The 14,146-nt window shown below is 37.2% G+C and carries 7 protein-coding genes; 5 read left to right on the top strand and 2 right to left on the bottom strand.

Annotated elements, in window-relative coordinates:
* Positions 1-55: 55 nt before the first annotated feature.
* Complete coding sequence (locus tag B9O19_RS03110) at positions 56-2,977, bottom strand: S-layer homology domain-containing protein (protein WP_102365046.1); 2,922 nt, start codon at positions 2,975-2,977, stop codon at positions 56-58.
* Positions 2,978-3,292: 315 nt separating this feature from the next.
* Positions 3,293-4,246: a hypothetical protein gene (locus tag B9O19_RS03105; protein WP_102365045.1), complete on the bottom strand. Its 954-nt coding sequence runs from the start codon at positions 4,244-4,246 to the stop codon at positions 3,293-3,295.
* 364 nt (positions 4,247-4,610) lie between these two features.
* Here B9O19_RS03105 and B9O19_RS03100 point away from each other — a divergent pair, with 364 nt between their 5' ends.
* The 5 genes from B9O19_RS03100 (at position 4,611) to B9O19_RS03080 (ending at position 12,444) form a co-directional block, all read left to right on the top strand.
* Positions 4,611-8,033, top strand: a complete 3,423-nt coding sequence (locus tag B9O19_RS03100; protein WP_102365044.1) for a cellulase family glycosylhydrolase — start codon at positions 4,611-4,613, stop codon at positions 8,031-8,033.
* Positions 8,034-8,379: 346 nt separating this feature from the next.
* The gene (locus B9O19_RS03095; RefSeq protein ID WP_102365043.1) at positions 8,380-9,072 is read left to right on the top strand and encodes an iron-sulfur cluster assembly scaffold protein; all 693 of its coding nucleotides are present in this window, start codon (positions 8,380-8,382) and stop codon (positions 9,070-9,072) included.
* Between the two features lie 19 nt (positions 9,073-9,091).
* On the top strand, positions 9,092-10,090 hold the full coding sequence (locus tag B9O19_RS03090; protein WP_102365042.1) for a GGGtGRT protein: 999 nt from the start codon (positions 9,092-9,094) through the stop codon (positions 10,088-10,090).
* A 735-nt stretch (positions 10,091-10,825) separates the two neighbouring features.
* On the top strand, positions 10,826-11,656 hold the full coding sequence (locus tag B9O19_RS03085; protein ID WP_102365041.1) for an AraC family transcriptional regulator: 831 nt from the start codon (positions 10,826-10,828) through the stop codon (positions 11,654-11,656).
* Positions 11,657-11,895: 239 nt separating this feature from the next.
* Positions 11,896-12,444: a DUF6144 family protein gene (locus B9O19_RS03080; RefSeq protein WP_102365040.1), complete on the top strand. Its 549-nt coding sequence runs from the start codon at positions 11,896-11,898 to the stop codon at positions 12,442-12,444.
* Positions 12,445-14,146: the final 1,702 nt, after the last annotated feature.

Below are 14,146 nucleotides of genomic sequence, written 5' to 3'. Positions count from 1 at the left end.
TATGCCGTGTTTCTTAAGAAACACGGCATATTGTATATTACTTAATCTTTAATAATCAGTTTATACTTCCGGCGCTGTTAGCGTCTGACCATTTCTGTTCAAGCTGCACCCAGTCGGGATTACGTCCTATATATGTCCAGGTCTCGTAAGTTGAACCGGCAGGGCGTTCATAATCATGGGTATTGGTAGCTTCCTGAACAGCAGTGTAATACCATTCATTTTTGTCTTTGTTATCTGCCCATGTCTTCATATTTTTATGAAGACCGCTTGTGCGTACATGTCTGTTTAAAACATTGTTGACAAGCGTCATAGCTTCGGCTCTTGTTATGAGCTGGTCAGGTTTAAATGTTCCGTCTTCATATCCTTGTATCCAGCCTTCCTCAGCTGCGATATTTACATAATTCTCCGACCAGTGTCCGCCAACGTCGCCGAACTTTCCGGTTCCGCTGTAGACTACATCGCTAAATCTTGCAGCAATTGTTGCGAATTCAGCTCTGGTTATATAAGCTGTAGGCTTAAAATACGCTGTGCCGTCACCACCGAGAATTCCGGCTTTTGTAAGAGTGGAAATAGCGTTGTTCGACCATAAGTCAGCCGGGACATCTACATAATAGTTAACTTGTGACCAATACTGAGATCTGGATTTATCAGTAAGCAGTCTAAAGAAAATAGTTGCCACTTCATCTCTGGTGATATTACTTTCAGGTCTTATATATCCGTCAGGATATCCGACTATATATGCAAAGTGGTCGTAAGTATTAAGGTTAGGTTTTGGCGTGGCTGTAGGTGTTGTTCCTGTGGAGTGACCTGAGTTGCCTCCGCCCATAACAGAAGTTTTATAGAACTGATGTGAGATAGTCATGGATTTTCCGTCTTCGCTTATATTAACTATATCTGCTGGCTTGTTATTTATATATGCTGTCATTGCGCCTTCATCTTTAGAGAAAGTGTATCCATCGTTAGCGTGGAGGGTCACAGCGGCAGTATAAACGGTGCCATAGTTAAAATTGCTTCCCGGATATACTGTTGGGTCCCATTCCGCTTGGTCTGATGTGTAATAGGAATTTCCCGGAATCTTGACATCAAAGCTTACCCTTTGATTTGAAGCAGGAGCTTTTATCTCAGCTGACGCATAGCGCATAATAAATGTCAGTTCTTGTTTTGCCAGCCTGTTTCCGTATATGATATTTATAAACCTGTCTCCGGAATATACGTCAATATCAGGTATTTCCGTGTCTAATCCCGGTTTGAATGTGAAACTGTCTTTTGTTGTTTCGTCATATACAACGTTTGAACTTGTTCCGTCTGTATTTATTATATTGAGAACTAATCCGGTTGGGTCAAATTTTTCTCCGTTGATATATTCCGTTTTTGTCGGAGGAGTCGCTATTTCTATATGGTCTATTGTGCCTGCGTCTTGTGTGACAACCGTTCCGGATATGTCATAGCCGTTCACGTTCAGGCTTATGTCACTGTTTTTCAAATCAGGCTCTTTTCCTTCAATTGCTATAGCTGAAATATCATAAGCTCCGTTTGGTACAGATGCAGTAAATAATACTTTATCCGCTGTATCTGTGGCTCTAACCATTTCTGTTTCGGAAGCTGTCTCTTTATTTATAAGTTTAACATTTGTGATGTTTTCATCAGCATTTATAGAAACAAGATAAAGAGGTTCCGGCGTTTGGGTTGGTACGTTTGCGGTTGCTTCAGGAGTTGGAATCGGACTTATGGAAGCTTCAGGGTCAAAACTTGGTGTTGCAGTAGGGTCTGAACCCGGTTCTGTTGAAGGTGAATTTGTCGCTTCAGGGTCAGAACTTGCAGCTGCTGTTGGTTCAGCGGAAGGGACAAAAGTTGGCTCTTCTGTCGGTTCAATCGTCGGTTCTGCTGTCGGGGTTGTTGTTGGATCGGGCGTTGGTTCCATGGTTGGTTCGGCTGTTGGTTCCAAAGTAGGAGCAGCAGTTGGTTCCGACGTAGGTGGTGCTGTGGTCGTTTCTGCAGGAGGCAGGGTGGGAATAATTGTAGGCTGTAATCCCGGTGTTTCCACAGCTGATGGAGATGCGGAGGCCGGCTCAGGCAAAATATTAAATGTCACTGCCGGCATATTAGAAGTTTGGTTTACTGCGCCGTTATTTTTTACAAAATATTGTCTCGGATTATTAGAAGAAGCCATTATCCCTGTCTTATTGTTTTTCAGGTTTGCGATATTAATTTTATACCCGGAAAATATTTCGTGGTTTTCATTTGTTGTTCCATCATCTTTTAGTATTATAAAATCTGACCCGGTATCACTGGTATTATATTTGAAATCAAAAATGGCGTTAACAGATTTATAACGGGTGTTTCCAAGCCGTATGGGATTTGTTGAATTTTTAAAGTTGTTTTTGACTATGGATATAACCGCGTTATCTGAAACTGAGTATATGCTTATAGCGTTGTTAGCTATATTTCCGAAATTGTTTTCAGAAAACACACTGCCGTTTTGAACTTCATATATCCCATTATATCCGGTTTCTATACAATTGAAATAAGCATTGTCGGCAGCTTTGGAAAAATCATTTCCTGAAACTGTCAGTTTTCCTTTAACCGACAAAGATACAGGCGTTCTGACGCCGTTGTTTATGTATGAATTTTGGGCTGTAAATTTACAGTTTTTTAATGAAAAGTCATAGTTTCCGGCGGCGCTTATAAATCCGCCGTCACCAAATGTAAAGCCATTAATGGTAACCGAGGATTTTAATTCGGCTTTTTCGCCTGAGGTTATAACAACCCGCTCATTGGCCGGCTCAATTACATCGCCATTTTTAGCAGATTCAACGGCTGTTTTTAGAGAAGTATAATATGTATTTCCAATTTTGGCGGTGTAATTATTAGTTGGTTCATCGGCGTATGCCGTGAAGAAGGAGAACATAGATATAAACACAGCTATTGTCAGCATCAGAGGCAGAAAGCGCAGTTTTTTTATGAAAGTTTTTTTCATTTTTAATCCCTCTTTCTAAAATAAATTTTTTATTATATATATAATAAATCTATAACCATAATGAAGTTCTTAAAAATAAATTTATAAGCTTTCGTATAAAATTATATCAATTTGTCGAAATGCACTAAATATATTTTTAAAACAACACTTAGTTAGTAAATATGACTTCTGTTATTCGAAAAAAGTTCCCAAAATTTAAAATTTTTTCTAATTCATAAAAATATAAATAATAATTCAACAGAAAAATCGGCCGTATCCGCAAAAGCGAACCGGCCGGTTTTTAAATTTTAATATTCAAAGTTTACTGCAATTTTATTAGTTTCCGCATCTGCATCCACAGCCACAGCCGCGGTCATTCTTACCGCAATTAGAAGATGTGAAATCATTTGTCTTTGTCGGCGGGAAGAATTCGTCTATCGGGAATCTAACGTTATCAAAAAGATCACATGGGTCTTGAGGTGTAGCTCCGACGCAGGTCTTTTCCGGAATACAGAAATCAACTGCGTCTATCAAAAGCTGAACTTTTCTTTCTATTCTAACGATAGTGAAAAGACCTAGACTGACAAGAACTTTCTTGATGTTGTTAGCTATAACAAGATCTTCGCCATAACATGAACAAATGTTTGTAGGAATAGAAACATTTGTGTCACAGCAGCAGCATGAATCGTCAACAAGGCGTGCGCTGAGAGCTATTGGGTTAACTACCTCAACAGTTATTTTAGGCATGTTGTTGCTTTTCCAGATATGTTCCATGCAGTCTCCGGGGTCGATTGTAGATTCAAAACTCTTTGTTTGACCTTCGCTTCCATATAACATAACGCGTTTGTCATAGGTTACAAGTCCGTGAACTTCTGTAGGAGCACAAACATCCGAGAATGCTTCAATAGTAACGTCAATAAAGTATTTTATGTCTACTGAATAATAGCCTGAGCTATATAATACAGGTTCTGTGTCTGTGTACACCCAGATAATTTCCGCCTTTTTAAGTTTAACATTTATTGCGCTTTCTATTATTTCCTGACCGCACTCTGTGAAGTAAACGCGCTCGTCTACAACGCAGGTTCTCTCTCTGCATGCGTCATAAACTTTGTCAACGCTCACACAAACCGGCTCAGAAAATTCTTCACTGCGTCTTCTTTTGCATTCGCTGTTCTCGCTTTCAGTATCCTGAACAGTTCCGGGAACGCTTACAGGCTCTGCAGCTGTTTCAGCATTATTACAGCCGCAGCTGGCTGCGCGCTGTCTTGTAAATTCATTTTTGCAGCTCATAATCAAAAATCCTCCTAAAATATTTAATGGTATGCGGCTTTGCCGTAACCTCAATATATTATATTGCAGCTTCCGACATTATGTTACACAAAAATTTAATTATGTTTTGGCAGCAACTTTTATATAAGGGTTTAGTCTGTATATAAGTGAAATATTTAAGTATGTTGAAGTATATATAATAAAAATTTTTTATGTTATGATGTTTATTATAATTTTCAATATATTTGTATTCTTGAAAAATACAGTTTTATTGTTATTATATATGAGTTTTTAATATTTTTTTAAGTTTTTAGCTTGAAGTATTGTATAAAATGCTATATAATGAAAAATATGAAAGTAAAAATATTTTAGAGGGGGTATTTTTGTGCATTTAAAAAAACTATTAGCTTTTGTATTAACATGGGTTTTAGGTATTGCTGGGACTTCTGCTGGTATGGTAACAGTTTTTGCGGCTAACCCGTGGGACGGTATGGTAGAAACCAGCGTACTGGAAAAAGTAACGGATACCACTAACAGAGTGGGGACAGACGGAACATTTGACGGGTATATTCAAACCGTTCAGGGTGCGGATTTGCTAAACAGCAGTTATATAAAAGTTACATATACTGTAACGGGTACTGTGACCGATGATACGGAAATTTTCACAGTTCAACCGTTTGACACCGCCTGGGGCGGATGGAATGATAACAAGATAAAGATAGGCGATTCTATTTTATCGGACGGTGTTTACACGGCATATTTGTCGGTTGCTGATGTAAAAGCTTCGCTCACCTCAGGAACTTTGAAAGGAATCAATATCTCGTTTTTAGAAAACTCAGGATATGACGCAACTTTAACCGGGTATTATTATTTGGCTCCTGAGACAGAAGACCCGGGCGTGATGACTGATAAAAAAAGACTTAAATTAAGTCTTGATTACTGTGCCGGGATGGATGAGTCAAAATATCAGCCTGATTCCTGGTCAACGTTCCAAAAAGCGGTAACTACAGCCCAGTCAGTTTATAACAGTTCTGTTGCCGATACAAAATATGCCAGTGCTAGAGCAGATTTAGAAAAAGCTAAATCTAAACTTTTGTTTGTTGACAGCACGGAATCTTCAAATCCAATGGATTTTAGAATAATAAGCGGTGATAACACTATATATGAAATGGGTGTTGGCTGGAATCTTGGCAATACTATGGACGGTCATACAGGTTTTCATCCGGCAGAAACAGCATGGCAGAGTGTTGTAACAACTCAGGAAATAATCAAGGCTGTTCATGACGCTGGGTTCAATACGGTTCGTGTTCCTGTTACATGGGGGGATATGATTGACGATGAAAATGGTTATGCAATCAATGACGCGTGGATAAACCGTGTTCAGGATATAGTTGATTATTGTACCTCGCTTGATATGTATACTATAATTAATATCCATCATGACGGAGCGGAGCAGGACGGCTGGCTGAGAGTTGCCGCTGACGATATAGATAAGGTATATGAAAAGTTTGAATGCGTATGGAGACATATAGCTGAGCATTTTAAGGATTATGACGAGCATCTTATATTTGAATCGGCAAACGAACTAACTTGTATGGAAGGCAGCGACAAGAATTCGTCTGCTGCTATTACTAAAGATACGCCTGTTATAGTGAATTTAAATCAGATATTCGTCAATGTAGTGCGTTCTACAGGCTCAAATAATACTAAACGCTGGCTGTCAGCAGTATCTCACTATGCAAATGGTGGAACGCAAAGCGGATTCGCATTGCCGACTGATTACTATAATTCCAGCAACCGTCTTATGTTCTCAGCTCATATATATAAGTCAAGCACTAAAACTAGCTGGACATATTCAGAGGTATATGAGGTTGTATCGGCTTTGACAAAGATGGTAAAGAAACATAAAGTTCCAATTATATTGGGAGAGTACGGAAACAGAAATAAGATGAACAGTGCTAATCCGAGCGGATATAATGACATAGACAGGGCATGGTTTGATGAAATAGTTACTCGTGCTTGCCAGGTTGGAAAGGTTGTTCCGTGTGTTTGGGATCAGGGATGGTTTGATTTGACCCAGAAGCCGGATTCAACATTCTCAGTTTGGAACCGTGAGGGAAACGCTCCGATATTTAAGACCATCACCGACGCTATGATGAGAGGCGTCTATCTTACTCCGTCAAGCAAAAATAAGAGTTATGATATGACTGATATAGCTATCAATCCTGCTATAACCAATATAACCGATATATCTTTATCAGACGCCAATATTGATATTGAGTATGGTGACAGCGTCACAGTAAGCGCAGAGGTTCAGCCGTTGGGAACAAATGACGTTTTGCTGTGGAAATCCAGCGACGACTCGGTTGCTACTGTTTCAAGAGGAATGATAAGAGGAAGAAAGATAGGATACGCGACTATAACAGCATTTTCGCAGAGCGGCTCTAAAGAGGCGGAAATGACAGTAAGAGTTCTTCCTAAAAATTCAGATAAGCAAATAACCTCAATATTAACTGACAGTGAAAGCTATCAGGTGATGAAAGATAAATATGTTAATATGAGTGTTTCGGCTGAGCCTGCCGATAATACTGATTCATTGATTTATTCATCATCAAATCCGAGGGTTGCAACTATCAATCCTCTCGGCAAAATTGTTGGTGTTTCAGCGGGTCAGACATATATAACGGTTATGTCCTCGAGCGGAATTACTAAAACCGTTCCGGTTACAGTTACAGAGTCCTCTTCTGATGAATCCATAGAACTAGCTGCAAATGTATATTATAACGATTCTCTTTATGCGGCAAATGAGATAGGCACGCCAATAAAGGTAAAGGGAGACGGTCAATATACTGTTTCGTTTGATACTGCAACCGATTTATCTGATAAAGCCAAAACTGCCGGTATAAAATATCTTAAAAATTTGACTTCAGTCTATATAAAGGATAATGCTGTAGCAACAGGTCAGGCTGTAAAATCGCCCCTTGACAGCTGTGATATAAGATATGATTCAATTAAGCTTGATGGTGTTTCGCTTACAATAACCAAGACGGACTTTAAGTCAGCATTAAAAGAAAACAGCGTATTTGATACAAACGATCCTATAAACGGTTGGGACGGTTCGGCTGTCAAAGAAGTTTCGTCAAGTAACCATACTGTTAACTTTACTTCATCGGATACACCGTCAAAGATTGAGATAACATTTACACTTCAAAATCTAAAATTCACGCCAAATAGTTCTGACGACAGCAAGCCTGCTGAGAAGCATGAAGCTGTGTCTGAGAAAAGGATAGTTTTAAACGCCGGAGATAATGTTGATATTAAGACAAAAATTACTCCTGCTGACAGCACGTCTTTGGTGACATTCGTATCTTCTGATGAGAGTGTTGCAATGGTTAAAGACAATGCTGTTTCAGCTGATAATAACGGTGTTTGCACAGCTAAGTTTACAGCACTCAGAGAAGGTTCCGCAAAGATAACCGCTGTTACTGATAACGGACTTACAGTTGAATTTGACGTGACGGTTGGAAGTATGGCGTTTAGCAATGCTAAAGCCGTTATAGACGGAGGAAAAGTCACATCTGTTACTGCCGATATGAATTATGCTCCTGAAAGTGATATATTAGCAGTAGTTTGCGTTTATGACGCTGACGGCAGAATGAGCGTCTACGATTCAAAACCTGTCGGTTTAGATAATATGTCTAACGGAAAACTTACTGTTTCAGGTTTTGATATTCCGGTATCTGACGGACAGACAGCAAAAGCGTTTATTTGGAATTCGTTTGAACAAATGATACCGCTTAGTGATTAAACTGACTTCTTTATTATGATCAATTAAATATAACTCCCTGGGAGATACGGAAAGTGCAGCTCTGTTTTCATAGACAGAACTGCATCTTCGATATTTTCCCGGGGAGTTATTTATGCAAAATTTACGCCTTACGCAATATACTTTGTCAAGATTTTGTCAAATGCCCCAAACTGTTTTCAGAAATTAAAAAAATTAAATTATCCTGTTGCATAATTATAATTTTATGATATAATTATCACAGTAAGCGGTTTCAATCGAATTTTGGCGGTTTTGCAGCCGAAAGGGTGCATTTGTATTTATTTTTTTTGCCTAAATCGGTGTTCCGCAAAATGAAAGGAGCAAACATATGAAGTATTCAAGTGAAGTAGAAGCGATGTGCCCCTTGGCGAAGGGTGCGTATCACGGTCCTGCGCCTATTCCTCAGGAGGGAAAATGGACGCAGGCTAAAGAAGTTACAGACATTTCAGGCTTGACCCACGGAATTGGCTGGTGTGCACCTCAGCAGGGCACATGTAAGCTTACTCTTAATGTTAAGGAAGGGGTTATCCAGGAGGCGCTGATTGAGACAGTAGGCTGCAGCGGTATGACGCATTCAGCAGCTATGGCGTCTGAAATTCTTGTCGGTAAGACAATTTTAGAGGCCCTCAATACAGATTTGGTCTGTGACGCTATTAACACAGCAATGAGAGAACTGTTCCTACAGATTGCCTATGGACGTACTCAGACAGCATTTTCAGAAGATGGACTGCCTATAGGAGCCGGTCTTGAAGATTTAGGTAAAGGTCTTAGAAGCCAGGTTGGTACTACATATGCTACACTTGCTAAAGGTCCTAGATATCTTGAACTTGCAGAAGGATATATTACTAAATGTGCTGTGGATGAAAACGACACTATTATAGGATATAAGTTTGTTCATCTCGGAAAAATGATGGAAATGATTACAAATGGTATGGACGCAAACGAAGCTTTGGAAAAGGCGAGCGGTCAGTACGGACGGGTTGACGATGCAGTTAAACTGATTGACCCGCGTCACGAATAAGAATAGGAGGAATTTAGATATGGCTTTATTTGAGAGTTATGAAAGAAGAATTGAGCAAATCAATGCAGAGCTAGAAAAGCATGGAATTTCTTCTATTGAAGAAGCAAAGCAGATTTGTGACGATAAGGGTGTTGACGCTTATCAGATAGTAAAGGATATTCAGCCGATATGTTTCGAAAATGCCTGCTGGGCATATACAGTCGGCGCTGCCATTGCTATTAAAGACGGATGTACCAATGCTGCTGATGCAGCTGAGAAAATAGGTCTTGGTCTCCAGTCTTTCTGTATCCCTGGCAGTGTTGCAGATGACAGAAAGGTTGGAATAGGTCACGGAAATTTGGGCGCCAGACTATTGAGAGAAGAGACAAAATGCTTTGCCTTTTTGGCAGGTCATGAGTCATTTGCGGCTGCTGAAGGCGCTATAGGTCTTGCAAAGAGCGCTAACAAAGCTAGGAAGGAAGACTTGAGAGTTATCCTGAACGGTCTTGGTAAGGACGCGGCTCAAATTATTTCAAGAATAAATGGGTTTACATATGTTCAAACTCAGTTTGACTACTACACCGGTGAAGTTAAGGTTGTTAAGGAAATAAAATATTCAGACGGCGAGCGTTCAAAGGTTCGCTGCTACGGTGCAGACGACGTGCGCGAGGGTGTTGCTATCATGCATCTTGAGGGCGTTGATGTATCTATAACAGGTAACTCAACCAATCCGACAAGATTCCAGCATCCTGTAGCAGGAACATATAAGAAAGAATGTATCGAGCAGGGCAAGAAGTATTTCTCAGTTGCCAGCGGCGGCGGTACAGGAAGAACTCTTCACCCGGATAATATGGCAGCCGGTCCGGCTTCATATGGTATGACAGACACAATGGGAAGAATGCACAGTGACGCACAGTTTGCCGGCTCTTCATCCGTTCCTGCCCACGTAGAGATGATGGGACTTATAGGAATGGGCAATAACCCAATGGTAGGCGCTACTGTTGCAGTAGCCGTTGCTGTTGAAGAAGCTATGAAATAAATATAACTGCGTTGATTCAGCTTGCTTTATATGGGTTGAATTGAAGCGGCTGAAGTGTTATATATAATAAAAATAACAGAACTGCCCGCGTTTTGCGCACCAAACTTTACTGGTGAGCAAACGCGGGCAGTTTCTATATTTGCAGATATTTAATGGAAGTGTATAAAAATATTATTTTTAAGCAGATGCTTATATATGTTTTATGCAATATATTGTAAAGGCTGCAATAATATGAAGAGAAATAAAAAGGCTGAGTAATATAAATAATTATATAAAAATGTGGCTAGCAAGCGTCTGAGGAGTAACTTTTATCGTATCTGAAAGATGTGTACAGTCGCAATGACACTTTAACTTAGAACCTACAATGTCAATAATATGAATAGGCAAATTATGACTGCGACTGTAAGATATATGTAGCCCAAATAACACTTTATATAAAATTGGTTAGGCTACAATAAATTGGACACAAATGTTAAGGTCATATATCATAAAAATAATATTAATATTATATAAAAATGTGCTCTTGCAAACATCGGAATGCAGATGAAATCTGCCGCGTAAGGTGCGCAGTTGCGGAAAAATTTATTAGTAAAAAGGATTATGGCAAACTGTTTAAAGTTTATACTAGGTGTGATATGGCAGCTTATCTAATGAGATGTGCAGCAACATAAGATTGACAAACCCTAGTTGGATAGTGGATAATAAGAGTAATAAAATTGTGGAGGAATGGGATATATGGATAGAAAAGAGCTTGTTAATCAAAGTATTGACTATATAATGCAGCATTTAGATAAAGATTTATCACTTGATATTTTGGCTTCTGAATTTTATATATCAAAATTCCATTTCAGCCGAATTTTCAAAGAAGAAACCGGTGAAAGCGTTTATGCATTTATTAAACGGTGTAAGGTTGACCAGAGCGCTGTAGATATAAAACTGAACCCAGCTAAAACAATTACAGATATTGGATTGGATTACGGATACAGTTCTTCCAATTATAGCTCGGTGTTTAAAAAACATCGTAATATTTCTCCCACTATGTTTAAACAGTCAATTCCGGCTAATAGTATGACAGTTCCGTTTACACCGGAGAGAGTTGTTAATTTTAAAACTGCAGATGAGTATTCCGCACGAATTGACATTCAAGAACTTAATAACTTTTTTGTGATTTATGAGCGGTTTATTGGAAGTTACGAAGATATTGAAGAGAACTGGTATCAGTTTTTAGATAGATATAATATTTATTTAAATGAAAATACAGTTCTGGTGGAGCGATTTTATAATGACCCTGCTATAACAAATCTGTCGCAGTGTATTTGTGACATTTGCATGACGGCAGACCGAAACTGTAATTTGAATAATGTTACGGAGATTAAAGGCGGCAAATGTATTGTGTATCATTATGATGGAAAAATCGAAGATATTTATGAGATATTACAAGGGATTTTCAGTGTTTGGATGCCTCAAAGCGGTTATAAAATGACTCAGAGGTATGGATTGAATATTTATCACGGCATTGACAGAAAGAGTCATAGAGTTGTTATGGATTTATGTATTCCAATTTAATTAGAGCAAGAATTCAGAAGTCAGAAGATATATTTATTTATATAATTAATGGTGTTCAGTAATACTTCACCGGAGTGGATTTGGAGCTCATATACCAAATAAGTTAATAAAGAAACATTGTATAGAAAATAAAATATAAATTACTGTTCCTAAAATATTATTAGTGTTTAGAAGTACAGTAATATGTGTTTTGTTAGAAATTCTATTAATCAATAAATATTTAATATATGGAGGAAACTATGTTCGATATTAGAAAAATTCAAGAGAATATAATTTATGAAGCTGTAAGGGCTGAAAGCAATGAGGATATAGCGAATGAAGTGGTGTATGGTAAAGACAATATGTCAAAAGCAGAAAATAATTCTGATTGGGTAAAGTCATCAATGATTCGCTTAGAAAACAATTTTGAAACCGAAACAATAAAGAAAATAAGAATGAACTGTCAATGTGGTTACGAAATGGACGAAAAAATTGCACTTGTAATGGAACTGAAGTCAGATTCATCAAATATAGAAGAATTTGCAAATACAGAGAAAGCAAAAGAAGCCGGGCTTTTTTGTAAAGACGGAGAACTTTTTCTGCAATTTGATTTTTGCCCTTGTCCAATGCTTTCCGAAGTGGATAAATTAGAGACAAATACATGGTGTCAGTGCACTACAGGTTACAGCAAGGTTCTTTTTGAAAAGGAATTTGATTGTGATATTGATGTAGAATTGCTCAAAAGTATAAAAATGGGCGACGATATTTGTCTTATGAAAATTATTTTACATAACCCAGTCTGGCAATGATATATAGCAAGCAATTACCAAATATTATTTTAAGAAATAAAAATGAATAAATATGTTTAATTTCAATATTGAAATTAAGTATAAAACAAAATGCGGACAGCAATTCGAATGATAGGCTGTCTTTTTTGTTTGCCGTATAAGATAGTTAGTGTTAGCAGAGAGAAAACAAATTTGAGTATAAATTATATATGTAAATCATACGAACTAATTTACACATCATTAGCTTTTGATGCGAATGTTTAACATATCATAAAGCAAACAATAGCAAAAGTATTTTTATAATCTTATATCGTGGTGTTTTAAAATAGAACGTCCATTCAAAGCAGATTCCAAATATATGTTTATTTAATCCACGCACCCTTTATGGGTGCGACAATTTTGCACCGGGATTATCATTCCCATATCCCTCGTTTCAATCCAACATCTTCCGTTTTGTTTGATATTCTTACTATTATAATAAAGTAAATGTTTATATATTTCTATTTGCATATTGTAGCGGAAAATGACACTGATTTTGTCATCATATAAGTTTATTTTTAATCGACAGTTTTACATAGGACCGATAATTTGCTGCGTCTGCGCATTTTGTATCAAATATTCTATCTCTACTGTGCAGGACATATATGCAATTGAACACACAAACTTAGTGTATATATCTGTATATTGTATAATAAGTTTTTTATAAAAATTATTCATTTATGAATAACAATTTTGCAGACGTATAAAGTTTTTTGGAAAGCTTATTTTAATCTAGAGTGAGTATAAGGTATGACAATAAATTAGATTTAATTTTGAATTGGAAATTTAATTTCAGTCTATTTCTATATAGGAAACAATAGGAATTGTCATTTGTATCGCGGAGCAAACATGGTTGAATGCACATTCTTCTCATGGCATGTTGCATAACTTAATATTGGTTAAAAAGTAGATAAATAATATTTACGTATTTATATTGAAGACTTTTATGATTATTTTGCATGTAATATATTATAGTTTTATACATACCCAGTATGGCAGAATTTTTCACATTTATAATAAACTGTTTTACTATTTTGTTCCAAAACATATATGAGATAGATTAAAATATATGTAAATTTACTTAATGTCAACGTAAGTTTCTGCCAATAGCAGAGGGGAAGCCACAAAATTTGTATAGGCGATTTTGACCTATGAGTTTTTAATAATTTTATTTATCTTTAAATATAAGTTGAGACTATAAAGTTAATCATTATTTGTACAAAGATAGAAATATCAATCCACAAACTCGCATAGGACGACGATACAGAGATTTACCAAAGTATATACGTCGCATCTACGCACTCGTATAGAGTGCGACACGATTGTCCGAAACACACTATTGATAAGTATTATCTAATTTAAATCCACGCACTCATATAGAGTACGACCGGAATACAGGTGTAGGAAAATTGACTTGACACAGAGATTTCAATCCACGCACTCGTGTAGAGTGCGACAGCGAAAATATACAAAAATAAATTTGTTAAGGTATCATAATTATGTATTTTTATATTAAATAAGAATAATATATATTAAATGTATTCTATACCTTAGTCATATTTAAAATTTTCTCATATATTTCTGTTTAAAAGTGGTGCGAACCTCCCTGACATTTTATGGGAGCTTCAGGTTCGAACTGTTATTTTAGATATTTTTTAATACTGCTTTATGCTTCTATTTTTAT

The organism is Monoglobus pectinilyticus (assembly GCF_002874775.1).
Taxonomy (GTDB): domain Bacteria; phylum Bacillota; class Clostridia; order Monoglobales; family Monoglobaceae; genus Monoglobus; species Monoglobus pectinilyticus.
Note: the sequence above shows the minus strand (reverse complement) of the source record. Positions and strands in the feature narration are given on the sequence as shown.